General features: G+C 51.7%; 19 protein-coding genes. 5 read left to right on the forward strand and 14 right to left on the reverse strand.

Annotated features, from left to right (window positions below; all coding sequences use genetic code 11):
- Positions 1 to 9: 9 nt before the first annotated feature.
- From H8L32_RS01855 to H8L32_RS01920, 14 genes are all read right to left on the reverse strand, one after another.
- Positions 10 to 3,996 carry a DUF2339 domain-containing protein gene (locus H8L32_RS01855; protein WP_186945453.1) on the reverse strand — a complete coding sequence of 1,329 codons (3,987 nt, stop codon included), beginning with the start codon at positions 3,994 to 3,996 and terminating at the stop codon, positions 10 to 12.
- A 369-nt stretch (positions 3,997 to 4,365) separates the two neighbouring features.
- Positions 4,366 to 4,773: a hypothetical protein gene (locus H8L32_RS01860; protein WP_186945454.1), complete on the reverse strand. Its 408-nt coding sequence runs from the start codon at positions 4,771 to 4,773 to the stop codon at positions 4,366 to 4,368.
- On the reverse strand, positions 4,770 to 5,867 hold the full coding sequence (zapE, locus tag H8L32_RS01865; protein ID WP_186945455.1) for a cell division protein ZapE: 1,098 nt from the start codon (positions 5,865 to 5,867) through the stop codon (positions 4,770 to 4,772). Before zapE ends, H8L32_RS01860 begins: the two co-directional genes overlap by 4 nt.
- Before the next feature lie 161 nt (positions 5,868 to 6,028).
- The gene (lpdA, locus tag H8L32_RS01870) at positions 6,029 to 7,459 is read right to left on the reverse strand and encodes a dihydrolipoyl dehydrogenase (RefSeq protein ID WP_186945456.1); all 1,431 of its coding nucleotides are present in this window, start codon (positions 7,457 to 7,459) and stop codon (positions 6,029 to 6,031) included.
- Positions 7,460 to 7,529: 70 nt separating this feature from the next.
- Positions 7,530 to 7,862: a PspC domain-containing protein gene (locus H8L32_RS01875; RefSeq protein WP_186945457.1), complete on the reverse strand. Its 333-nt coding sequence runs from the start codon at positions 7,860 to 7,862 to the stop codon at positions 7,530 to 7,532.
- 31 nt (positions 7,863 to 7,893) lie between these two features.
- Entirely contained in the window at positions 7,894 to 9,153 is a 1,260-nt protein-coding gene (odhB, locus tag H8L32_RS01880; RefSeq protein ID WP_186945458.1) for a 2-oxoglutarate dehydrogenase complex dihydrolipoyllysine-residue succinyltransferase, read from the reverse strand.
- A gap of 61 nt (positions 9,154 to 9,214) precedes the next feature.
- Complete coding sequence (locus H8L32_RS01885) at positions 9,215 to 12,070, reverse strand: 2-oxoglutarate dehydrogenase E1 component (protein WP_186945459.1); 2,856 nt, start codon at positions 12,068 to 12,070, stop codon at positions 9,215 to 9,217.
- Positions 12,071 to 12,418: 348 nt separating this feature from the next.
- Positions 12,419 to 13,723 (reverse strand): citrate synthase, encoded by a 1,305-nt coding sequence (gltA, locus tag H8L32_RS01890; RefSeq protein ID WP_186945460.1) that lies wholly within the window; start codon positions 13,721 to 13,723, stop codon positions 12,419 to 12,421.
- A gap of 60 nt (positions 13,724 to 13,783) precedes the next feature.
- Complete coding sequence (locus tag H8L32_RS01895) at positions 13,784 to 14,065, reverse strand: FAD assembly factor SdhE (protein WP_186945461.1); 282 nt, start codon at positions 14,063 to 14,065, stop codon at positions 13,784 to 13,786.
- A 107-nt stretch (positions 14,066 to 14,172) separates the two neighbouring features.
- Entirely contained in the window at positions 14,173 to 14,883 is a 711-nt protein-coding gene (locus tag H8L32_RS01900; RefSeq protein WP_186945462.1) for a succinate dehydrogenase iron-sulfur subunit, read from the reverse strand.
- 12 nt (positions 14,884 to 14,895) lie between these two features.
- Entirely contained in the window at positions 14,896 to 16,671 is a 1,776-nt protein-coding gene (gene sdhA, locus H8L32_RS01905; protein ID WP_186945463.1) for a succinate dehydrogenase flavoprotein subunit, read from the reverse strand.
- Positions 16,672 to 16,673: 2 nt separating this feature from the next.
- Complete coding sequence (gene sdhD, locus H8L32_RS01910; protein WP_186945464.1) at positions 16,674 to 17,042, reverse strand: succinate dehydrogenase, hydrophobic membrane anchor protein; 369 nt, start codon at positions 17,040 to 17,042, stop codon at positions 16,674 to 16,676.
- Positions 17,043 to 17,450, reverse strand: a complete 408-nt coding sequence (sdhC, locus tag H8L32_RS01915) for a succinate dehydrogenase, cytochrome b556 subunit (protein ID WP_186945465.1) — start codon at positions 17,448 to 17,450, stop codon at positions 17,043 to 17,045.
- 214 nt (positions 17,451 to 17,664) lie between these two features.
- The gene (locus tag H8L32_RS01920) at positions 17,665 to 18,468 is read right to left on the reverse strand and encodes a GntR family transcriptional regulator (RefSeq protein ID WP_186945466.1); all 804 of its coding nucleotides are present in this window, start codon (positions 18,466 to 18,468) and stop codon (positions 17,665 to 17,667) included.
- Between the two features lie 355 nt (positions 18,469 to 18,823).
- Here H8L32_RS01920 and H8L32_RS01925 point away from each other — a divergent pair, with 355 nt between their 5' ends.
- The 5 genes from H8L32_RS01925 to H8L32_RS01945 all read left to right on the forward strand — a co-directional run bounded on the left by H8L32_RS01925 (position 18,824) and on the right by H8L32_RS01945 (position 24,641).
- The gene (locus tag H8L32_RS01925; RefSeq protein WP_186945467.1) at positions 18,824 to 19,813 is read left to right on the forward strand and encodes a malate dehydrogenase; all 990 of its coding nucleotides are present in this window, start codon (positions 18,824 to 18,826) and stop codon (positions 19,811 to 19,813) included.
- Positions 19,814 to 19,876: 63 nt separating this feature from the next.
- Positions 19,877 to 20,848, forward strand: a complete 972-nt coding sequence (locus tag H8L32_RS01930) for an HpcH/HpaI aldolase/citrate lyase family protein (RefSeq protein ID WP_186945468.1) — start codon at positions 19,877 to 19,879, stop codon at positions 20,846 to 20,848.
- A gap of 10 nt (positions 20,849 to 20,858) precedes the next feature.
- Entirely contained in the window at positions 20,859 to 21,338 is a 480-nt protein-coding gene (locus H8L32_RS01935) for a hypothetical protein (RefSeq protein ID WP_186945469.1), read from the forward strand.
- A gap of 98 nt (positions 21,339 to 21,436) precedes the next feature.
- On the forward strand, positions 21,437 to 24,172 hold the full coding sequence (gene acnA, locus H8L32_RS01940; protein ID WP_186945470.1) for an aconitate hydratase AcnA: 2,736 nt from the start codon (positions 21,437 to 21,439) through the stop codon (positions 24,170 to 24,172).
- Between the two features lie 232 nt (positions 24,173 to 24,404).
- Positions 24,405 to 24,641 carry a hypothetical protein gene (locus H8L32_RS01945; RefSeq protein WP_186945471.1) on the forward strand — a complete coding sequence of 79 codons (237 nt, stop codon included), beginning with the start codon at positions 24,405 to 24,407 and terminating at the stop codon, positions 24,639 to 24,641.
- Positions 24,642 to 24,750 lie beyond the last annotated feature (109 nt).

Genomic DNA, 24,750 nt, shown 5'->3' on the forward strand with positions numbered 1-24,750 from the left:
GTCCATTGTTCATATGCGGTCCTGACGGGATTCGGTTTCATCCTCAGAACCAATCACGACAGTTTTTGGTTTGACAGGCACTGGCGCAAAATACCCGACAAGCAGCAGCAGAATACCCACACCGATGAAGGAGACAATGCGATACAGGCCGCCACGATCTGCCAGTTCGATCAGGAACAGTTTCACCACCACCACGCCCAGCAAGCTCGCACCTGCTATCCAGATGCCACGTGACATGCGACGATTGCCAAACAGCATGACCGCCACAGCACACACGGCCCAGGTAATTGATACGGCTGCCTGGCTCAGGCGGGATGCAAACAGGGCATCCGCATCCCAGGCGACACCGGCAAAATGGTGACAGCTACGCAAGACCATGCCCGTCAACAAGGCCAGCGCAGTTGCTGCTGCCACTACGCTGGATATCTGCAAGCCGCCGGTTTTAACCGATGCCGACGGTAAAGCGCGCCACCAGTGCAGCAAGGCCAGCAGCACCAGCCACTGCCCCAGTTCCAGCGGATTCAGCAAGGGCAGGTAAGGCAAGGGGCTGGCATCACCGGCGCTGAAGGCATTGGTCAGCCAGCACCAGCCCAGCAAATACAGCGCAACCGGCGCACAAGCCAGTTCCAGATAGGCGCGACGGTAGGTATTCAGCGGCCAGATGATTGCCAGCACGCGTGAACCGATAAACCAGAAAACCAGGGCAGGCACCAGTATCCAGCCCAGCAAAGGCCAGCTCGACCAGGCATCTGCCAGCGGTTCAAAGCGCAACTGCCCTTCCCTTGCTGCCAACAGCAGGAAGAACCAGAAGCCGACGATATGCGTCAAACTCAGCAGACGCGGCCAGCCTGCCAGCCACACCTGCTGCCATTTCAGCGCCCGTAAATGCCAGGCCAGGGCCAGTGACCACAACAGCCAGCCAAAATGCGCCGATGGCAAATAGGCTGTTTGCGAGCCCCACACACCGATCAAGGCACTGAATATCAACAAAGGCAAAAAGACGATAGCCGCGCCGCCCATGGCAGGCCAGCGCCGCCATTTGGCAAGCGCTATCATCAACACAGAGCTGAGGATGGAAATAGTCACTGCTACCGTCGCAGCAAAGGCCGACTGCCCATTATGTTGCAGCACATCCATGCTTTCAGGGAACCATGCCGACAGCCACCATCCCAGCCCCCAGACAACCGGCAACACGGTTGCCAGCTTGCTGCTACACCAGGGATTCAGCCATATTGCAGCAACAGGACGTGCGGCTATACCATTGGAAGCACTGGCACTGACATTTCCCAGTTCCAGTAAGACTTGGCGCATCCTGGCTGCCTCGGCACGTATGCGATCGGCACTGAACCAGGCAGAGACAGCCAGCGACAAAGGAGTCAGGAAGCCCAGATGAGCAAATGGATTGCCATGATAATAATCTATCTCGATACCATACAATAAAGCAGAAATAACTTGCAGAGTCGCAGCCAGACCAGCCAGCGCTGTATGCGACATGCGCAAGCCTGCCCATAGCAGCAGGCAGGATGTCAGCGGCCAGATCAGTGCAGCCTGATGCAGGTCCAGCGCAAACAACATCGCCAGATGCAACAAGGCACAGCCACTGACCACCGCCAGATTATTTACATACGACCAGGCTGGCGGCTTGCCCTGCTCTTGGGCTTTTTGCCTGGTTTCGCGCATCGCACGTCCGGCGGTAAACAAAATACTGGCCGCAATGATCAGGGCTGCCAGCATGCCATGCCAGCCATCAGCCAGCGCTGCCTTGCTATTGGTGACATTGGCAGCATTGGTAACATTGGCTGCCGTTGCCACGTGCAGCGTGAACAGGAAAGTCACCAGCGCCGTCGCCTGCAAGGCCGCCGCTACCGGTGCAAAGACTTGCAAGCCAAAACGTCGCGCCACTGCCGATACCAGCAAAGCCAACACTGCCAGTGCTGCCGCTGCATACTGCGGCACCAGCAACATCCACGGCAACAGGGCAATTGCCGCCACACCCAGCCAGGGCAGGAATCGGTTTGGTACGTCTTCCCAGCTTGAAACGACCTTGCTGTCGGCACGTCTGTGCAAATTCCAGACCACGAACACGCTGACGGCAAGCAGCACCGGCCCCAGCCATGGCCCCTGCCACAAAGGCCCGGTCAGGTCAGGATTCAGGTAAATGCCATTCAGCAGCTTGTAGCTGGCCCCAGCCAGCACCACATAGGCAAATGCCCGGGCATAGGGTCTTTGCTGACGCAAGCCCAGCCAGTACATGCCTGCCCCCTCTACCGCCCAGGCAGCACCAGTCCAGGTACCTTCCAACCCCAGCGGAATCGCCAGCGTGCCAAAAATGGCCGCCACAATGACATAGGCCTCGGCCAGCAAGGCCAGGCCCTGCTTTTGTCTGGAAAACACAAATCTGGCCAGCAACAGATAAAAGAAGCCCACGGCCAACGCAGAAAATGCGGCGCCGTATTCGGTATGCTTGACCAGTATGTACTGCATGCCGAATGCCGTGACCGGGTTACCAAACACCAGTGCGCTATCGACACGCCCCACCCGCTTCAGGGTTGCCAGTGGTCCTTCCTGGTTTTCTGCCTCCTTCAGCGTGCGTCGCGCAAACAGCAAGCCGATCAGGGCAAACAGAACAAAGAAGAACACCAGGAAAGGCTGCACCAGCCCATATTGACTGTCTGTATAGAACTTGTCTGCCCAGCCCAGCGCCAGGGTAAAGGTACCGACAAAACCGATCAGATTAAGAATGCGCCAGGCATTAAACCAGGCCACCAGGAAAATACCCATATCCAGCACCGCCAGATAGGTAAACAAGCCCAGCGGCCGGTTTTCGCCAGTTGAGGTCAGCACCGGTGTCACGAAACCTTCCAGCGCAGCGACGATGGCCAGCATGGGTGCCTTTTGCAAAACGGCCAGAGCAGCACTCAATACCGACACCGCAAACATGAAGCCAAAGCCTGCTTCCGGGCTTACCAGCGCATGCATTTTCATCGCAGACAGGGTCGTCAGATAAAACACCCCTATCGCCATACCCTGCAATATCAGCGCATAATCGCGCCGCTTGTTACGCAGTAGCCATCCAAGGCTCAACAAAACCACGCCAACCAGCGCTACGCCGGCATAACGCAATTCAACCGGGACCGTGACCCGCTCTGCCGTATAACGCAGCAAGAAAGCCAGGCCCAGGAACAGGATCAGCACACCGGCCTTGACCAGGGTATTGCCACCGAAAATCAGATTGGCAATCGGTGCAGGCAAACTTTCTCGAAAGCTTTTGGGTGGCGGTGGCGGAGGTCGTTTTGCCACCGCAGGCTTGACTGGAGTTGGTGGACCTGATGGCACTGGTGGGACGGATAACACAGGCAGCACAACTGGTGTCGATGCAATTGCTGCCGGCGTGGCAGAAGCTAGCGGCACAGGCATTGCGGGCACTTGTACGTCAGAACTTACCGCAGCCTCACTCTTGTCATTGCTGACTGGCACGGTAGCACTGGCATCTTTGCCGGTGATGGTCGCAGCCATTGCCGGTGCCGGTTCAAATGTCAGGCCGTCGTCGATGGATAAGCTGTCTTCAGCCATAGGTATGGGTGGTGGCACAGCGGCAACTGGCTGCGCTATCGCCATACCGGTATCTGTGGGACGGATGGCTGCCGCTGCAATTGCGGACGCTTTTTCCGGCATTTCCGCAGCAGGCTCGCTGCCTGCCGCAATTGCACCTGATGTACCGGCTTTCAGGCTAGCCAGTTCACGTTCCAGATTTTGCAGGCGATTTTCCATCGCAGCCATTTTCCTGCGCATCTCTGTCAGGGGGTCTTCTGGTTTGGCTTGTCCCGGTTTCGCCTGCGCATTGTCACTTGCGCTCCATGGTTTAGGCGTTTTTGTGCGGGAACTGCTTAGCATCTGGCCGACAAAGCCACCCAATACGGCAAACAGCAGCATGGCGGGGCCAGACCCCGTTGCCACACCGATGATAAAACCGACGATTCCACCGACAAACCACATAGTATTCCCTTAGTTCTTCTGCGCTTTTAGCGCCATCGCCAGACTGTAAGGAAAATTCAAAAAACTTGCAATACTTGCACTTCAGGTGCAATCGTGGTTCCTTGATTTATTTTGCGCATGCAATTGGTGATTTCAATAGCAAAACACCTGAAGAATGGATGCCTGACGGCGACTGGGCATGTAGAAAAAGTGAATGAAATGCATTACAACTACTTACAAAATTCCAGGGCAAATTCATCTGATTTCCCACTGAATTCTCACTGAAGCGGCACTTGCGTGCCTGATGTGCATCAGCCCCGAACATGTCGGGGCTGATTAGATTTCAAGCAACAGGCCGGCTGCGATAAAGCAGCGGGCGTACTCATGGTTTCAAGGTTTTGCCTGCTTTTGCAGCAACTCCTGATCCAGTTGTTCTATGTGCAATTTACGTTGCAGGGCTTTGGCTTCCAGCGAAATTCTTTGCAGGACGACGATATATTGCCGACGCTGCTGCTTGGTATCATCCAGGCAGTCATTCACAAAAAATTTGTTGTGACATGCCTTTTCAGCCTGCTCATACCAACTTTGCAAACGCTGTTGTGCCGCCGTGGCTTCTTTCAGGGCGACATCAGCCGTCGTACCAGTGGTGATACTGCCTGGCGCATATTTTTGATCGAGCGCTGCCGTCAATCCGACAATCGCAGACAATTCATTGCTGTCCGGGACAGCCGCTGCTGGACTGCTCAGTGCCAGCTGGAGCAATACGGCAACACAGATAGTCAGGAAGTTTTTAATCAAGTGATACTCTCCGCAAGTTGGCGCTGATCGGCATCCATGTATTCCTTGGACTGCATCTCTATGATACGTGAAACGGTTCTGTGAAATTCATTCGACAGGGTACCGTTGGTATAAAGTTCCTCGGGTATCACTTCTGCCGACATGATGAGCTTCACTTTGTTATCGTAAAACACGTCGATCAGCCAGGTAAAACGACGCGCCTCGGACGACATGGCGGCCGACATGCGCGGGATGGAAGACAAGATGACCGTATGAAAGCGGCTGGCGATTTCAAGATAATCATTCTGTGACCGTGGTCCGCCACACAGGGTAGCAAAATCAAACCAGATGACACTGCCGGCACGTCGTAGCGATTTCAGGTTACGCCCTTCAATATCAACGCGTGGATCTTCATCATTGGTTTCTGCAATACGGGCAAATGCATCGCGCAAGGAACGGTCGGTTGTAGCGTTCAGCGGCGTCAGGTAAGCCTGCACCTGTTCCATGGCGCGCTTGCGGTAATCATTGCCGGAATCCACATTCAGGACATCCAGTTTTTCTTTCAGCAAGGCAATCGTGGGCAACATACGGTCGCGGTGCAGGCCTTCAGGGTACAGGGTATCTGGCTGGTAATTGGAGGTCATGACAAATGACACGCCATTGTCGAACAGGGCTTTCAACAGGTTGTACAGCAGCATGGCATCGGCAACATCCGACACATGAAATTCGTCAAAACAAATCAGCCGGTATTTCTTGGCGATCCTGCGCGCCACTTCATCCAGGGGGTCGGCGACGCCTTTCATTTCATCCAGCTGGCGATGCACGCCACGCATGAATTCATGGAAATGCAGGCGGGTTTTGCGCACCACTGGAACAACCGAAAAAAAACTGTCCATCAGGAAGGATTTACCACGGCCAACGCCACCCCACATGTAGACGCCACGCGGCACTTCCGGACGGGTGATGAGACGGGTAAATTTATTCGCGCGCTTGCCTTTGTATTCCACCCATTCATCATAGGCAGTCTGCAGGCGGTCTACTGCGCGTCTTTGTGCTTCATCAGCCTGAAAACCACGCTGACTCAATGCATCCTGATAAAACTCTATGACATTCATGAGGGAAAATAGGTCTTTGCTGCATTAGCTGCCATCTGGCAGTCTGGTGAAACTACTATACGCCCGCCCCTGTCAAACCGGGTCCGGGCGCACAGCAGTGCGCTGTCATCAGAGGTGCCGAGGCCATGCCTCTTGCGCCTCTGATGGCAGACGAAGAACGATCAGAAGTTCAATGAACGTTTGTCCACTGCCAGCGCTGCTTCTTTAGTCGCTTCAGACAAAGAAGGATGTGCGTGGCAAATACGGGCGATGTCTTCTGCCGATGCCTTGAATTCCATCGCCACAACAGCTTCAGCGATCAGTTCGGAAGCCATAGGGCCAACAATATGCACACCCAGGATTTCATCTGTCGTTGCATCCGCCAGGAACTTGACCATACCTGAAGTATCACCCAGGGCACGCGCACGGCCATTCGCCATGAATGGGAAAGTACCTGCTTTGTAAGCCACGCCATCAGCCTTCAGTTGCTGCTCGGTACGACCTACCCATGCGATTTCCGGAGATGTGTAGATTACCCAGGGAATGGTATTGAAGTTGACATGACCATGCTGACCGGCGATACGCTCGGCAACAGCAACGCCCTCTTCTTCTGCCTTGTGTGCCAGCATAGGACCACGTACCACGTCGCCCACGGCCCAGACATTCGCCAGATTGGTTTTACAGTCACCATCAACAGCGATGAAACCACGCTCATCGAGTTGCAGGCCAACTGCTTCTGCGTTCAAGCCATTCGTGTTCGGTGTGCGACCAATGGAAATGATGAGCTTGTCGAATACTGCTTTGTGTTCAGCGCCCTTGTCGTCAGTATAGTTGACGGTCACATCGCTACCGCCGTTGACGATTTCGCCAATCTTGACGCCCAGATTGATGGACAAGCCTTGTTTCACAAACAGCTTATGCGCTTCTTTGGCGATCTGCTCATCCACAGCACCGAGGAAAGTCGGCAATGCTTCGAGTACTGTCACTTCTGCACCCAGACGACGCCAGACGCTACCCATTTCCAGGCCGATGACACCAGCACCGATAACACCGAGTTTTTTCGGCACTTCAGCGATACTCAATGCGCCGTCATTCGACAGGATAGTCGCTTCATCAAACGCTGCGCCTGGCAAGGCACGTGCGTTGGAACCAGTAGCCAGGATGATGTGCTTGCCGGTAATGGTTTCTTCTGTCTTGCCAGCAACCTTGATTTCATAACCAGCGGCATCGGCAGCTTTAACAAACGAACCATGGCCGTGGAAGAAAGTCACTTTGTTCTTTTTGAACAGGAACAGGATGCCGTCATTGTTTTGCTTGACGATGGTGTTTTTGCGACCCAGCATCTTGGCGACATCCAGGCCCAGGCCCTGCACCTGAATACCGTGATCAGCAAATGCGTGACCAGCGTGTTCATAATGTTCGGAAGACTGCAACAGCGCCTTGGATGGAATGCAACCTACGTTGGTGCACGTGCCGCCAGGTGCCGGGCCGCCTTTGTCATTGCTCCAGGCGTCGATACAGGCCGTGGAAAACCCCAGTTGTGCAGCACGGATTGCTGCGATATAGCCGCCAGGGCCACCGCCGATAACGACAACGTCAAATTGTTTGCTCATGAAAATATCCTGATAGGTATGGATTGACTAAATCGCGAGATATCGAAAAATAACGTGAAATATCGTGTAGTCACTCTTCTTCCGGCACAAAAATCCAGGCCAGCAAATAAGCGACCACGCCAGCACCGAAATAAAGACTGAAAAAGACAAACATCAAACGCCAGATCCAGGATTCCATCCCGGTAAACTTGCCAAGCCCACCGCAGAGCCCACCCAGCCACTGGTCAGTTTTTGACCGGCGGAATTGATTCAACTGGTCGAAACCCAGATTTTGATGAGGACCGGAAGCAGAAGTGTCGCCAGTAGCCAGCAATCTGGCTTTGGCTTGGGCAAATTCTGCATCAGACAGGGCTCCTGCCTGATGCAGTTCATGCAGACGTTTGATTTCGTCAGCGATATTCACGGAATGATTCTCGCTTTGCTTTGAATCTGAATTACAGATCGAGCAACAGGCGGGCCGGATCTTCCAGCGCGTCTTTCATTGCCACCAGACCCAGAACAGCTTCACGACCGTCAATGATACGATGGTCATAAGACATTGCCAGGTAATTCATAGGACGGATAACGATCTGGCCATTTTCAACCACGGCACGGTCCTTGGTCGCATGTACGCCCAGAATTGCGGATTGTGGTGGGTTGATGATAGGTGTAGACAACATGGAACCAAAAGTACCACCATTCGAGATGGAGAACGTACCACCAGACAGATCGTCCAGGGTCAGTTTACCGTCTTTGGCCTTGGCACCGAATTCGCCGATTTTCTTCTCGATTTCAGCAATCGTCATCTGATCCGTATTGCGCAGAATAGGTACTACCAGACCGCGTGGGGAACCAACTGCGATACCGATGTCGAAGTAACCGTGGTAGACGATGTCATTACCATCAACAGATGCGTTGATGATAGGGTATTTTTTCAACGCAGCAACAGCAGCCTTGACGAAGAAGGACATGAAGCCCAGTTTCACGCCATGTTCTTTTTCAAACTTGTCTTTGTACTTGTTACGCAAGTCCATGACAGGTGCCATGTTGACTTCATTGAAGGTGGTCAGAATCGCGTTGGTGGATTGCGATTGCACCAGACGTTCAGCGATACGTGCACGCAGACGGCTCATCGGTACGCGCTCTTCCGGACGGTCACCCAGGCTGGCGATCGTTGGTGCGGCAACTTGTTGCAGGGCTGGTTTGCCTGCTGCAGGTGCGGCCAGAGGTGCAACAACTGGTGCAGCGGCAGGTTTGGCGGCTACTGCTACCAGTGCATCACCCTTGGTAACGCGACCATCTTTGCCGGAACCGTCAACCTGTGCTGCAGTCAGATTGTTTTCCGACAGGATTTTTGCTGCTGCCGGCATTGCTACGCCAGCAGAAGACTTGGCATCAGCAGCAGGTGCTAATGCAGCAGCGGCAACTGCTACCGGAGCAGCGGATACTTCCATCGGGCTTACTTTTGCAGATGCATCAGTATCCAGAATAGCGATGATTTCACCGGCGACAACAGTGCTGCCATCGCCCTTGATGATTTGTGTAATCACGCCAGCGTCAGGTGCTGGCAGTTCCAGTACAACTTTGTCTGTTTCAACGTCAATCAGGTTTTCGTCACGACCGACAGATTCACCAACTTTTTTATGCCAGGACAACAGGGTTGCTTCTGCGACGGACTCAGATAACTGAGGAACTTTTACTTCGATAATTGCCATTTTTTACTCTCCGATTCGGGTAGCCAGATGCGACATCAGCTTCTGATGTCGCATCGCGTCATTATTTGGTCAGGACAAAGCCTTTGAGTTTGGAAAATGCCGTTTCCAGCAATGCTTTTTGTTGTGCATAGTGCTTGTCGTAGTAACCGACAGCTGGCGATGCACTGGCTGGACGACCTGCATAAGCAAGTTTTTGACCTTCTTCCAGACTTTCAAAAATATTGTGCTGAATCTGGAACCATGGTCCCTGATTTTGCGGCTCATCTTGTGCCCAGACCAATTCCGCCATGTTCGGGAATTTTTTCAGTTCGGCAACAAAGCTCTTGTGCGGGAAAGGATACAACTGTTCAACACGGATAATTGCCGTGTCTGTCTGGCCGCGCTCTTTACGGGAGTTAACCAGGTCGTAATACACTTTGCCTGAGCAGGCGACCACGCGCTTGACTTTTTTCGCATCGATTTTTTCATCCACTTCGCCGATAACGGTGTGGAAGCTGCCTTTGGCCAGGTCGGACAATGGTGAACCTGCATCCTTGTTACGCAACAGGGATTTCGGTGTCATGATGACCAGTGGCTTACGGAACATGCGTATCATCTGACGACGCAACAGATGGAATATCTGCGCTGCTGTCGTTGGCTGAACCACTTGCATATTGTTGTCAGCACACAGTTGCAGGAAGCGTTCAGGACGTGCGGATGAATGTTCCGGACCCTGGCCTTCATAACCATGCGGCAGCATCATGACCAAACCAGATGCACGACCCCATTTCACTTCACCAGAGCTGATGAACTGATCGATAACGACTTGTGCGCCGTTGGCGAAGTCACCGAATTGCGCTTCCCAGATGGTCAGCGTGTTTGGCTCAGCAGTGGAATAGCCGTATTCAAAGCCCAGTACCGCTTCTTCAGACAAGACGGAATCGATAACGGTGAACGGTGCCTGTTTGTCAGAAATATTTTGCAGAGGAATATAAGTGCCTGCATCCCAGCGTTCACGGTTTTGATCATGCAAGACTGCATGGCGATGAACGAAAGTACCGCGACCTGCATCCTGACCTGTCAAACGAATTGCATAACCTGAAGATACCAGGGATGCGTAGGCCAGATGCTCGCCCATACCCCAGTCCAGGTTCATTTCGCCACGACCCATGGTAGCGCGGTCGCCCAGAACTTTTTCTACCAGGCTATGTGGTTTGAAGCCAGCAGGCACAGTAGTAATACGCTCGGCCAGGCGCTTCAGTTCAGTGGACGGCACTGCGGTGTCAGCAGCATCTGTCCATTTGCGGTTGAGGAAAGGAATCCAGTCAACTGCATATTTGTTTTTGAAGTTGGAAATAACCGGATCATGCGTATGCTTGCCTGCATCCATGGCATCACGGTAAGCCTTGATCATCTGATCGCCGCCATCGGCAGGAATGGTACCCTGCGCTGCCAGCTTGTCTGCATACATCTTGCGTGTGCCAGGATGCTGACCAATCTTCTTGTACATCAAAGGCTGAGTCAATGCAGGTGTATCTTGCTCGTTGTGGCCCAGTTTGCGATAACAGATGATGTCGACGACGACATCTTTCTTGAATTCCATACGGTAATCCAGAGCGATCTGGGTCGCCAGAACAACGGCTTCAGGATCATCTGCATTGACGTGCAATACCGGTGCTTCGATCATTTTGACAACGTCGGAGCAATACAGGGTAGAACGGGAATCGCGTGGATCGGAAGTCGTGAAACCGATCTGGTTATTGATGACGATATGCACAGTACCACCTGTACCATAACCGCGCGTTTGCGCCAAGTTCAGTGTTTCCATGACCACGCCCTGCCCTGCAAACGCGGCATCGCCGTGAACCAGGATAGGCAGAACCTGTGAACCATCTTTGTCACCGCGACGGTCCATACGTGCCTTGACAGAACCTTCAACCACAGGGTTGACGATTTCCAGATGGGACGGATTGAACGCCAGGGACAAATGCACCGGGCCGCCTGGAGTGGAAATATCGGACGAGAAGCCCTGATGATATTTAACGTCGCCAGCTGGCAGGTCGTCACCGTGTTTGCCTTCAAATTCGGCAAACAGATCCTGAGGCATTTTACCCAGGGTATTGACCAGTACGTTCAGACGGCCACGGTGGGCCATACCGATAACGATTTCTTCCACACCGCGTTCACCGGCACGCTGGATGGTTTCATCCATGGAAGCAATGAAGCTTTCGCCACCTTCCAGGGAGAAACGCTTCTGACCCACGTATTTGGTGTGCAGATAACGTTCCAGGCCTTCGGCTGCCGTCAGGCGGTCAAGGATGTGTTTTTTCTTTTCCAGGGAAAAGGATGGTGTAGAACGGATGGCTTCGAGTTTTTGTTGCAACCAGCGCTTTTCAGTCGGGTCGCTGATGTACATGAACTCGGCACCGATAGAACGGCAATACGTATCACGCAAGGCATTCAACAGGTCGCGCAATGATGCAGTTTCTGGTCCGAAATAGGTGTTGCTGATGTTGAAATGGATATCCATATCGGCATCAGTAAAGCCATAAAAGCTGGGTTCCAGTTCCGGAATACTTGGACGTTCCTGACGTTGCAGCGGGTCCAGATTGGCCCAGTGACTACCAAGGAAGCGATATGCCGCGATCAGTTGCTGGGCAGCGACGCGTTTGCGTCCCATTTCAGCATCGGCTGTGGCATTGACTGTGCGAATCGGGCCTTGTTTGGCGCGTTCAGCAAAGGAGGCAATGACGGGAGCATGCGCAACGTCGGGCTTGGAAGAGCCATCGACCGCAGGCACATTTTGCATGGCGTCAAAGTATGCGCGCCAATTTTCAGGAACAGAACCGGGATTATTCAGATACGCTTCATACAGTTCTTCTACGTACGGCGCATTGCCGCCGAACAAGTACGAGTTAGCGTTATATTGTTGCATCATCTTGCTCACCTTTCTTCGCGTTTCGCGAGATTAGCGGGTTAATCTAACCTTCCGCGACACGGCCTGACCGGTTAGCGGATTGCACATCAAGTTGTGGGGAAGGGCTTATTCAAACTATCCTCGTGATCCAATCAAAAATCATGCTCTTTTTATATGACTTTTGATTTAATCGCGAAAGTTATATGTAAAAATCACTTTCGTGCCGAAGCATAGCATATTTAATGAAGAAAAAAAAAGCGAGTCGTAAAGACTCGCTTTTTACAACATCAAAGCTGATTAAAAAATTAACTTCCGCATTAACTTTTCTACATTAACTTCTGCATTAATTCCTGAATCAAGCTTTGTTAATCAACGTTTGTCGATAGGTGGCACATCACGCTTGGCGGCACCAACAAACAACTGACGAGGACGGCCAATTTTTTGTTCTGGGTCAGAAATCATTTCTTTCCACTGAGCGATCCAGCCTACTGTACGGGCCAGAGCGAAGATACCGGTGAACAAGGCGGTTGGAATACCCAGTGCGCGCTGTACGATACCAGAGTAGAAGTCAACGTTAGGATACAGCTTGCGGCTGACGAAGTATTCGTCTTCCAGAGCAATTTTTTCCAACGCCATCGCCAACTTGAACAGCGGATCGTCCTGCAGACCCAGTTCTTGCAAGACTTCATAGCAGGTTTCGCGCATCAGTTTGGCACGTGGATCATAGTTTTTATAGACGCGATGACCAAAGCCCATCAGCTTGACGCCAGAATTCTTGTCTTTCACCTGCGCGATGAAGTGAGGAATATTGTCGACGCTGCCGATTTCTTCCAGCATGCTCAATGCCGCTTCGTTTGCACCACCGTGGGCAGGACCCCACAGACAGGCGATACCGGCAGCGATACAGGCAAATGGATTTGCCCCTGAGGAACCCGCCAGACGCACGGTGGACGTGGATGCATTTTGTTCGTGATCAGCGTGCAGGATCAGGATACGATCGAGCGCACGTACCAGTACTTCATTGGTTTTGTATGGTTCACATGGTGTGGAGAACATCATGTGCATGAAATTGGCACTATAGGACAGGTCATTGCGTGGATACACAAACGGCTGGCCGATAGAGTATTTGTAAGCCATCGCAACCAGTGTAGGCATCTTGGCGATCAGACGAATCGCCGACACTTCACGGTGATGCGGATCATTGATGTCCAGTGAGTCATGGTAGAACGATGCCAAAGCACCGACTGTACCTACCAGTACCGACATAGGATGGGCATCACGACGGAAACCACGGAAGAAGAATTGCATCTGCTCATGCACCATGGTGTGATTGGTGACAGTCGCTACAAATTCTTTCTTTTGATCTGCATTTGGCAATTCGCCATTCAACAACAGGTAGCAGGTTTCCAGGAAATCGCCGCCATTCACTGCCAGTTGCTCGATCGGGTAACCGCGATACAGCAATTCACCCTTGTCGCCATCGATGTAGGTGATGGAAGAGTTACAGGCTGCCGTGGACATGAAACCCGGGTCGTACGTGAACATGCCAGTAGCGCCGTACAGTTTACGGATGTCAATCACGTCAGGACCAATAGAGCCCTTGTAGATCGGCATTTCCAGTGCTGGCGAGCCATCAGAGAAAGATAGGGTGGCTTTTGTTTCAGAATTTGTCATGGCTCTTCCTTCAGATAAGAGGTGAGTCGTTAATCAAAAAAACACAAAAATCAAATTGACTTACGCCGTTTGCAGACGTAGCAATAAAGCATGGACATGAGGCAGATCGACCTCGGCTTCTGGCTGCTTTTTAGCCATGATCAGATCCATTAATGTATTGTCCGGCAACTCCATCAGACGACTGAAGGCATCCACTTCTTCATCTGTCAGGGATTCTTCGTGGGCATCCAGAAAACGCGTCAAGATCAAATCGTTTTCCAGCAAACCGCGCCTCGCCCGCCACCGCAGACGTGCCCGCTTGACCGGGTCGCTTTGATGGGATACAGCTTGTGACTCAGACATAATTAATTCTCTTCCATACTGACTATTTCATGCGATTCTCAGGTCGCCCGTAAAAACCGCATGAAATAGCAGCGATGCCCGGAGGCATCGCTTGCAACAACAAAGACTTAGACCGCGCGACGTACCATCAGTTCTTTAATCTTACCGATAGCACGGGTAGGATTCAGACCTTTTGGACAGACATCCACACAATTCATGATCGTGTGGCAACGGAACAGGCGATACGGATCTTCCAGATTATCCAGACGTGCGCCAGTTGCTTCATCACGTGAATCAGCAATGAAGCGATAAGCCTGCAGCAAACCTGCCGGGCCCACGAATTTGTCCGGATTCCACCAGAAAGACGGGCAGGAAGTCGAACAGCAGGCGCACAGGATACATTCATACAGACCATCCAGTTCTTCACGTTCGGCAGGTGACTGCAGACGTTCTTTTTCTGGTGGAATGGAATCATTCATCAGGTAAGGCTTGATCGAATTGTATTGCTTGAAGAATTGCGTCATATCCACGATCAGATCGCGAATCACTGGCAAGCCAGGCAAAGGACGCAAGACGATAGGTTCGCTCAATTCATTCAGGTTGGTGGTACAGGCCAGACCATTCTTGCCATTGATGTTCATGGCGTCAGAACCACACACACCTTCACGGCATGAGCGGCGCAGCGCCAGAGAATCATCCACGTCAGACTTGATACGTTGCAATGCATCCAGCAACATCTTGTCTGTATCTTGCAGCTCGACGGTCAGGTCTTGCATGTAAGGCTTGGCATCCTTGTCCGGATCGTAGCGATAGATTTTAAATTTCAGTGTACGTGCCATATCGGTATCTCTTTAGAATGTACGTGGTTTTGGTTTGAAGGTTTCTACAGTCAGTGGCTTGGTCACGACTGGCTTGTAGTCGAGGCGATTGCCTTCGGAATACCACAAGGTGTGCTTCATCCAGTTAACGTCGTCGCGCTGCTCATAATCGCGGTGTGCATGCGCACCACGGGATTCTTTACGGGCGGCGGCAGATGTAATCGTTGCCTTGGCTGTTTCGATCAGGTTATCCAGTTCCAGTGCTTCTACACGTGCAGTATTGAAGACCTTGGATTTATCTTTGAAAGAAACATGCTTGCGACGCTCATCAAGCTCCATAATTTTCTTGTAGCCTGTTTGCAGCAATTCATCCGTACGGAACACGCCACAATACTGCTGCATGGTGCCACGAATGGCATTGGCAACGTCTTGTACGCGCTCGGAACCGGTACTGGTTTCCAGCTTGGCCAAACGTGACAGTGCCAGATCAGCTGCATCGGCAGGCAAATCTTTATTGCTGCGTTCTTTCAGCTTGCTGGCCACCACGTGATTACCGGCTGCGCGACCAAACACCAGCAAATCGAGCAGAGAATTCGTACCCAGACGGTTTGCGCCATGCACGGATACGCAGGCACACTCGCCGATTGCATACAGACCATTGACGATTTCGCTACCACCGTTTTTAGGTGCCACGACCTGACCATGAATATTGGTCGGGATACCGCCCATTTGATAGTGAATCGTAGGAACGACAGGAATCGGTTCCTTGGTTGCATCAACGTTGGCAAACTTGTGCGCGATTTCCAGAATCGATGGCAAACGCTTTTGAATTGTTTCAGCACCGATGTGACGCAGATCCAGCATGACGTGATCTTTGTTCGGACCACAACCACGGCCTTCCTTGATTTCCTGATCCATGGAGCGGGAAACGAAATCACGTGGCGCCAAATCTTTCAGTGTAGGCGCATAGCGTTCCATGAAGCGTTCGCCCTGGCTATTCACCAGAATACCGCCTTCACCACGCACACCTTCAGTAATCAGGACACCCGCACCGGCAACACCAGTTGGGTGGAACTGCCAGAATTCCATATCTTCCAGCGGCAAGCCCACACGTGCTGCCATACCCATACCGTCACCAGTATTGATAAAGGCATTGGTAGAAGCTTGCCAGATACGGCCAGCACCACCTGTAGCAAAAATAGTGGTCTTGGCTTCCAGCATCATGACTTCGCCGGTTTCCATTTCCAGCGCAACCACGCCAAGGACATCACCATCAGCATCACGGATCAGATCAATCGCCATCCATTCAACAAAGAAATGGGTACGGGCGCGAACGTTACGTTGATACAAAGTATGCAACAAAGCATGACCAGTACGGTCAGCAGCAGCACAGGCGCGCTGTACAGGTTTTTCACCGTAGTTGGCAGTATGACCACCGAATGGACGCTGATAAATCGTGCCGTCAGCATTGCGGTCAAATGGCATACCAAAATGCTCAAGTTCATACACCACTTTTGGTGCTTCACGGCACATGAACTCGATCGCATCCTGGTCGCCCAGATAGTCCGAACCTTTAACGGTATCAAACATATGCCAGAGCCAGCCATCTTCCGACATGTTGCCCAAAGAGGCACCAATACCACCCTGCGCAGCAACGGTGTGCGAACGGGTAGGGAAAACTTTAGACAGTACGGCAACATTCAGGCCAGCCTCAGCCAATTGCAGCGAGGCACGCATGCCGGAACCGCCAGCACCAACGATGACCGCATCAAAACGGCGGCTAGGGATTGTGGATTTAATTGCAGCCACTTTTATACTCTCCACAAAATCTGTGCAGCATAGCCAGCACAAGCAATCAGCCACAGAATAGTGGCAACTTGAAATACCAGACGCACAAATACGCTGTGTGTCACATAATCCATCCAGACATCACGCATACCTACCCAGGCGTGATACAACAGGCAGACGACGACAGAGAATGTCGCCAGTTTGAACCATTGCATGGCAAATATGCCAGCCCATGCTTCGTAAGTGAAATTTTTACCAGTCAAAAACAGACCCAGCAAAATCACAGTGTACAAAGCCATCACGATGGCCGTGACTCGTTGCGCCAGCCAGTCGCGCAAGCCATAACTTGCACCTACGACCAGGCGCTTTGGACCAATATTGTTATTTGCCATTTAAAATACTCCAAACAATTTCAGGCCTGTCAGTGCCGCCAACCCCAGACTGATCACCAGAACGCTGACAGCCGACTGGCGTGCAGATTCCTTATTCAGACCAAAGTGAAGATCCATGAACAAATGACGAATACCAGCACAGAAATGATGCAAGTACGCCCAGACCAGGGCAAGGATGACTAACTTGACAAAGACATGAGATGTAAAGCCCTGCAATTCAGCGAACGTCAATTCTGAAGTGAGGCTTTTATCGAGCAAATACAAAATGAACGGCAACAACAAGAACATCAACATTCCACTCGCACGATGCAAGATGGAAACAAAGCCCGCCAGTGGCAGCCTGTAGCCAGTCGCATCTATCAGGCGCATTACACCAAAGCGCGGTCTGGTTTTTACTACTTCAGACATAAATAATCTCCCCATTAACTAGTCTGTACATAAACCTTGCAATTTTCGCTCATTTTGGTGCATTGCACCAACAAAAATCAGCCCAATTTACAAAATATCGCTATCTTAAACCCAAACCCAACACTCTCGCTGAGCACGGATCAACGCGAAACCAGATAATCCCACTCGAAATTCATCCATCAATGCAGCCACCAACGCAGCAATACGGCCAGCATTAACTCAATTCATTTCGGTAGTGATGATTAACTGTCAGGTACAAACCACGACGCAATTCAACCGGCTTATCACCATACGTGAAAGAAACCCGCTCCACATTGAGCAAAGGCATACCGACATCCACATTCAACAAGGAAGCAACCTGCTCATCCGCACAGACAGCACGGATCTGTTCCGACGCGCGTATCATGTGTGTGCCGAATTCAGTTTCAAACAGGCCATACATCGGCCCTTTGTATTCATTCAGGCGCTCAGCAGTCAAACCCTTGAAGATTGACCCAGGCAACCACAGGTCATCCAGAATGGTAGGCACGCCAGTAAAAGACTGCACCCGGCGGATGAAAACAACAGAATCCCCGGATTTGATGTCCAGCAGACGTGCCACCTCGGCAGGTGCCCGCATGCGCTTGACTTCAATAATTTTATTTTCAGGATAATGCGGCGCACCTTCGTCTGGTGCCAGGCGCAAGAAACGGAACTGTGAGCGCGCCTCATGATGAGTCGCCACAAACGTTCCCTTACCCTGCCGCCGTACCACCAGGTTCTCCGCCGACAACTCATCAATTGCCTTGCGCACCGTCCCCTGACTGACCTTGAAGCGACTGGCCAATTCCATCTCACTGGGGATCAGTTCACCCGGCTTCCACTCACCCGATTGCAGGCTCTGGGTAATCAGGGCTTTTATCTGTTGATATAATGGGCTGAATGTAGGCGAAGCACTCAAGGACGAAGCAGCAACACCAGCACCGGGCGTGACCGGGCTGACAGGCTGATTGCTTGCGATAGGTATGATTGAGTTCATAGACTGCAATTTCAACACAAAACCACCCATCCCGTCCAGAACAAACTATCAAGTAATATGTCTTATATAAGACATAAGATATTCATTGACACTTCAGCCCGCAGCACCTAAACTCTTGGGAAAAATGGCTGGCAGCCTGCCCAATGCATCTCTGCCACACCAGTGCAATATAGTTCGAACGTCCTTAATGTAAAGGAAGAAAAACGGCTTCAGCGCTGATTTTGGCTGACTGGCATGGTTTTCAACGGTATCATTAAGCGTTTTACACAGTGCCCACACTACCGCAGCATTCGCAACACCCCGTGGGCACGGCATTTGATTGAAATTCGTTTTTACACCACTTCGGAGATGCATCATGGCGAAATCCCCTATGCGCGTAGCTGTTACCGGCGCCGCAGGCCAAATCGGCTATTCCCTTCTGTTCCGTATCGCCAATGGCGACATGCTGGGCAAAGACCAGCCAGTGATTCTGCAATTGCTGGAAATTCCTGACGAAAAAGCACAAAAAGCGCTGAAAGGCGTCATGATGGAAATCGATGACTGCGCTTTCCCACTGCTGGCCGGCATGTCCGCCCACAGCGATCCGCTGACAGCATTCAAAGACATCGATGTTGCCCTGCTGGTTGGCGCACGCCCACGCGGCCCAGGCATGGAACGCAAAGACCTGCTGGAAGCCAATGCACAGATTTTCACTGTACAAGGCAAGGCACTGGATGCTGTTGCTTCGCGCAACGTCAAGGTTCTGGTGGTTGGCAATCCAGCCAATACCAATGCTTACATTGCAATGAAATCGGCACCTTCCCTGCCATCCAAAAATTTCACGGCAATGCTGCGCCTGGATCACAACCGTGCCCTGTCCCAAGTGGCAGCCAAGGTTGGCAAGCCAGTTGCTGCAATTGAAAAACTGTGCGTCTGGGGCAATCACTCCCCAACCATGTACGCTGACTATCGCTTCGCAACAGTAGATGGCGCATCTGTCAAAGACCTGATCAATGATCAGGTCTGGAACAAGGATGTGTTCCTGCCTACAGTTGGCAAACGTGGCGCAGCCATCATTGAAGCACGTGGCCTGTCTTCTGCTGCATCCGCAGCAAATGCAGCCATTGACCACGTACGTGACTGGGTTCTGGGCACAAACGGCAAGTGGACCACCATGGGCATCGCTTCGGATGGTTCTTATGACATCCCTGAAGGCACCATGTTCGGCTTCCCTGTAACAACAGAAAACGGCGAATACAAGATTGTTCAAGGTCTGGAAATCGACGAATTCTCCCGTGAACGCATCAACATCACTCTCAAAGAATTGCAAGAAGAGCGTGATGGCGTGAAACACCTGGTAGGTTAATCAAGTCTGAAGCGGTTTGTGGTCACAATCACAAACCGCTTCAATCAAGACGCCATATTCAAGATGCATCCCTCCTCTGTGCTTTTTCAGGATCAGTTGCCACCGGTGTTCTTACCGGTCTGCGATCACTATGCCGGCTCTGAAAAGCTCATGCGCAAGTCCATCGCCTTACAGCAGGAACTTGGCCCCATTTTCGATATCACGCTTGACTGCGAAGACGGAGCAGCCGCCGGCAATGAAAAAGCCCATGCCGGATTGGTCGCCGCTTTGGTTTCAGGCGCAGGTAATCTGTTTCAACGCATAGGCGTGCGCGTGCACGACGTGCATCACCCTGCCTTCGAGCAGGATTTATCCATCATCCTGCCAGCTGCTGCCGCCAAACTGGCCTATGTAGTTTTACCTAAAGTAGATAGTGCAGCCGAGGTGACGTCTGCTCTCAGCCGCATCAATCACCATGCCCGCAAGGCAGATGGTAGCCTGATCCCTGTCCATGTATTAATAGAAACACATGGCGCCCTGGCTGAGGTAAGGCAAATTGCTGCCCTGCCCCAGGTGCAATGTCTGTCATTTGGCCTGATGGATTTTGTATCCGCCCATTATGGCGCCATTCCAGCCAGCGCCATGCGCTCGCCCGGGCAGTTTGAGCATCCACTGGTGTTGCGTGCCAAACTGGAAATAGCTGCGGCCTGTCATCATCATGGAAAAATTGCCTCGCATAATGTGACCACAGAAATCCGGGACAAAGACGTTGTCGCCAGCGATGCGCGCCGTGCCGCCCTGGAATGTGGCTATACCCGCATGTGGAGCATCCATCCGGACCAGATTAAAGCCATAGTCAATGCGCTGACGCCCCCTAACCAGGAAGTCGATGAAGCCGTATCCATCCTCTCATCAGCCAAAGAGCATCAATGGGGACCAATACAATGGCAAGGACAGCTACACGACCGCGCCAGTTACCGCTACTATTGGACAGTTTTAAAGAAGGCCCAGTTTGGGCAAGTTGTATTACCAGAAGCAGCACGAGAATTACTCTAGGGAGACACTCATGAAATTACTTTCTTTTATCAGCCTGGCATTTGCCGCATGCGCCATGCTCACTGCCAACGCCCACGCAGTGGAAGCACCGCACAGCAAAACCAAGGCCAGCGCCAAAACAGCGAAACCGGCTGCGGCCCCGGCCAGCAAAGAAAGCGATGAGCCAGAACCAGACATTCAACAACACAACAGTTTCGAATACAAATGCGAACTGGGTAATTCATTGACGATGTATATCAATCCTGAAGATACCGAACACGTTGCCATGCGCTGGAAAAAACGCCTGTATCGCCTGTCCAAGATAGAAACAACGACAGGTGCCGTACGTTTTGAAAACCGTAAATCAGGCCTGATCTGGATCGGTATTCCCGCCAAAGGCCTGTTGCTCGATTCACTCAAGGGTCAGCAACTGGCCAATGAATGCAAGACAGCAACGCCTGCACTGGCAGAAGTGGACAGCACCAAAGCAGCACCGACACTTATCAAATAGCATTCATAAAATTAGATTCACCAAATAAGATTCATCAAATAAAAAAGTAGTAGCAAGTAAATTTTCTGATCGTTGATTTTTGTAAATAAGGAACAGCCATGAGCCAAAATGCGTACAAAGATGCATTCAAAACCCTGAAAGATTTCAAAATTTCAGACACCAAGAAAGGCAAGTTCTTTTCTTTGCCCGCACTGGAAAAAAATCTCGGTGTAAAAATCTCCCGCCTGCCAGTTTCCATTCGCGTGGTGCTGGAATCGGTATTGCGTAACTGCGACGGCAAAAAAGTTACTGACGAACACGTCAAGCAATTGGCAAACTGGGGCGCTACTGCCGCCCGCACCGATGAAATTCCTTTCGTCGTGTCCCGCGTTGTTCTGCAAGATTTTACCGGCGTACCTTTGCTGGCCGATCTGGCCGCCATGCGTAACGTTGCAGCCAAACAAGGCAAAAATCCAAAGAACATCGAACCGCTGGTTCCAGTGGATCTGGTAGTTGATCACTCAGTACAAATCGATCATTTCCGCGAAAAGAAAGCGCTGGACCTGAACATGAAACTGGAATTCTCGCGCAATAACGAGCGTTATCAGTTCATGAAATGGGGTATGCAGGCATTTGATACTTTTGGCGTGGTTCCTCCAGGCTTTGGTATCGTTCACCAGGTTAACCTGGAATACCTGGCACGCGGTGTACACAAAATCAAGGATGCCAAGAAAAACGAAGTGTACTATCCAGACACACTGGTAGGTACTGATTCCCACACCACCATGATCAACGGTATCGGCGTTGTCGGCTGGGGCGTGGGCGGCATCGAAGCCGAAGCCGGCATGCTGGGTCAACCGGTCTACTTCCTGACACCTGACGTCGTCGGCGTCAACCTGACTGGCGCATTGCGCGAAGGCTGCACTGCAACGGATCTGGTATTGACTATCACAGAATTGCTGCGTAAAGCCAAGGTCGTTGGCAAGTTTGTTGAATTCTTCGGCGAAGGCACACGTTCCCTGTCACTGACAGACCGCGCCACCATCGCCAACATGGCACCGGAATACGGCGCGACCATGGGCTTCTTCCCGGTTGATGAAGCGACCATCGACTACTTCAAAGGCACAGGCCGCACCAAGGCAGAAATCGATGCATTCGAAGGCTATTTCAAAGCCCAGAAAATGTTCGGCATCCCTGCTGCTGGCGACATTGATTACACCACAGAAATCTCTCTGGATCTGTCCACTGTTGCCCCTTCCCTGGCTGGCCCCAAGCGTCCACAGGATCGCATCGAAATCGGTCACGTCAAATCGACATTCGCTGACTTGTTTGCCAAGCCGACATCCGAAAACGGCTTCAACAAAAAAGCTGAAGACCTGGATGCGGTGTACACCAATAGTGATGGCGTCAAAGTCAAAAACGGCGATGTATTGATCGCTGCGATTACATCCTGCACCAACACATCCAATCCTAGCGTCTTGCTGGCAGCTGGCTTGCTGGCCAAGAAAGCCGTAGAAGCTGGCTTGAAAGTAGCACCACACATCAAAACTTCGCTGGCACCTGGTTCGCGCGTTGTGACCAAATACCTGGAAGCAGCAGGCTTGCTGCCTTACCTGGAAAAACTCGGCTTCGGCGTCACTGCTTATGGCTGCACAACCTGTATCGGCAATGCCGGTGACCTGACACCTGCAATGAATGAAGCGATCGTTGCCAACGACATCGTGGCATCAGCCATCCTGTCTGGCAACCGTAACTTTGAAGCACGTATTCACCCGAATATCCGCTCCAACTTCCTGGCATCCCCTCCTTTGGTAGTTGCCTACGCCATCGCTGGCAACATGACCAGAGATCTGATGACAGAGCCAGTTGGCCGCGTCAAAGGCAAGGATATTTTCCTGGGCGACATCTGGCCTACCAGCGCTGAAATCAACAAGCTGATGAAGTTTGCGATGAATTCCAAGACCTTCAAGGAAAACTACGCAGACGTCAAAGGCGCACCAGGCAAGCTGTGGGAAAACATCCAGGGTGTGGCAGAAGGCGAAGTCTACAACTGGCCTACCTCTACCTACATCGCTGAACCACCATTCTTTGCTGATTTCACGATGGAACCAAAAGCAGCGGCGACTGGCATCAGTGGCGCGCGCGCCCTGGGCGTGTTTGGTGATTCCATCACGACAGATCACATCTCGCCAGCCGGTTCGATCAAAGAATCCAGCCCGGCAGGTAAATGGCTGAAAGAAAACGGCGTTCTGAAGGCTGATTTCAATTCCTACGGCTCACGTCGTGGTAACCACGAAATCATGATGCGCGGCACATTCGCCAACGTGCGTATCAAAAACCTGATGATCCCGGCGAAAGAAGATGGTTCCCGCGTTGAAGGCGGCGAAACCCTGTTCCAGCCTACCGGCGAACCTATGGCCATCTACGATGCAGCGATGAAATACATTGCTGACGGCGTACCAACCATGATTTTCGGCGGCGAAGAATACGGCACAGGCTCTTCCCGCGACTGGGCAGCAAAAGGTACGCAATTGCTGGGCGTGAAAGCTGTCATCGCCCGTTCTTTTGAACGTATCCACCGCTCCAACCTGGTCGGCATGGGCGTATTGCCACTGCAATTCCTTGGTAGCGACAGTGTTGACAGTCTGGGCATCACAGGCACTGAATCCTACGACCTGAAAGGCATAGAAGATGAAATCAAGCCACAGCAAGAAGTGACTCTGGTCATCAACCGTGCCAATGGCGACAAACAGGAAGTTAAAGTCCTGTTGCGTATCGATACACCGATCGAAGTTGACTACTACAAACATGGCGGTATTCTGCCATTCGTATTGCGTCAATTGCTGGCCGCTTAATTAGTACAAATCATTAGTACAAATCATTAGTACAAATCATTAGTACACATAAGCGACACAGATAAGTTACATCCATGTGCAGCACATGAATCCCCATCATGGGGATTCAGACAGAAAGGTGAATTTCTTTTGAAATTCACCTTTTTTCTTTGGTGCTGCAGTGATGCAAGAATGATGTAAGCAAGGACATTTAAGCTTGTCGCATCTTACAAGTACAAATCTGGAGACAACTATGTGGAAAATTCTCGTCGGCTTTATTATTTTTGCAGTCGTGGCCCTGTTCATTATTTTCAAGGCAGGTGACAAGGTCGATATGCAAGGTGAAGCGGCCGGCCATAATCCGACAGAAGTCCATTCGGCTTCAGCAAGCGCATCTGAACCAACACCACCGCCTGCACCTGTCGCAGCATCAACGGCATCTGTACCGGCACCTGCATCTGACGCAAGCGCCAGCAGCGCAAGTAAATAATTTATCACAATGGGCCGGCCGCTTGCGGTCTGCCCATTTCCATTTTCATATTCACGTCCCTTTATCAGGCAAGTCCAAGGCAATTCCAGTGCAATTCAGCCGTGGCTAC

It is taken from the genome of Undibacterium hunanense (genome assembly GCF_014284335.1).
Classification (GTDB): Bacteria; Pseudomonadota; Gammaproteobacteria; order Burkholderiales; family Burkholderiaceae_D; genus Undibacterium; species Undibacterium hunanense.

Coding starts and splice junctions, on each gene's coding strand:
- H8L32_RS01855 (WP_186945453.1), bottom strand. CDS start 3,996: ATGTGGTTTGTCGGTGGAATCGTCGGTTTTATCATCGGTGTGGCAACG.
- zapE (WP_186945455.1), bottom strand. CDS start 5,867: ATGAATGTCATAGAGTTTTATCAGGATGCATTGAGTCAGCGTGGTTTT.
- lpdA (WP_186945456.1), bottom strand. CDS start 7,459: ATGAGCAAACAATTTGACGTTGTCGTTATCGGCGGTGGCCCTGGCGGC.
- odhB (WP_186945458.1), bottom strand. CDS start 9,153: ATGGCAATTATCGAAGTAAAAGTTCCTCAGTTATCTGAGTCCGTCGCA.
- H8L32_RS01885 (WP_186945459.1), bottom strand. CDS start 12,070: ATGATGCAACAATATAACGCTAACTCGTACTTGTTCGGCGGCAATGCG.
- gltA (WP_186945460.1), bottom strand. CDS start 13,723: ATGACAAATTCTGAAACAAAAGCCACCCTATCTTTCTCTGATGGCTCG.
- H8L32_RS01895 (WP_186945461.1), bottom strand. CDS start 14,065: ATGTCTGAGTCACAAGCTGTATCCCATCAAAGCGACCCGGTCAAGCGG.
- H8L32_RS01900 (WP_186945462.1), bottom strand. CDS start 14,883: ATGGCACGTACACTGAAATTTAAAATCTATCGCTACGATCCGGACAAG.
- sdhD (WP_186945464.1), bottom strand. CDS start 17,042: ATGGCAAATAACAATATTGGTCCAAAGCGCCTGGTCGTAGGTGCAAGT.
- sdhC (WP_186945465.1), bottom strand. CDS start 17,450: ATGTCTGAAGTAGTAAAAACCAGACCGCGCTTTGGTGTAATGCGCCTG.
- H8L32_RS01920 (WP_186945466.1), bottom strand. CDS start 18,468: ATGAACTCAATCATACCTATCGCAAGCAATCAGCCTGTCAGCCCGGTC.
- H8L32_RS01925 (WP_186945467.1), top strand. CDS start 18,824: ATGGCGAAATCCCCTATGCGCGTAGCTGTTACCGGCGCCGCAGGCCAA.
- H8L32_RS01930 (WP_186945468.1), top strand. CDS start 19,877: ATGCATCCCTCCTCTGTGCTTTTTCAGGATCAGTTGCCACCGGTGTTC.
- H8L32_RS01935 (WP_186945469.1), top strand. CDS start 20,859: ATGAAATTACTTTCTTTTATCAGCCTGGCATTTGCCGCATGCGCCATG.
- acnA (WP_186945470.1), top strand. CDS start 21,437: ATGAGCCAAAATGCGTACAAAGATGCATTCAAAACCCTGAAAGATTTC.
- H8L32_RS01945 (WP_186945471.1), top strand. CDS start 24,405: ATGTGGAAAATTCTCGTCGGCTTTATTATTTTTGCAGTCGTGGCCCTG.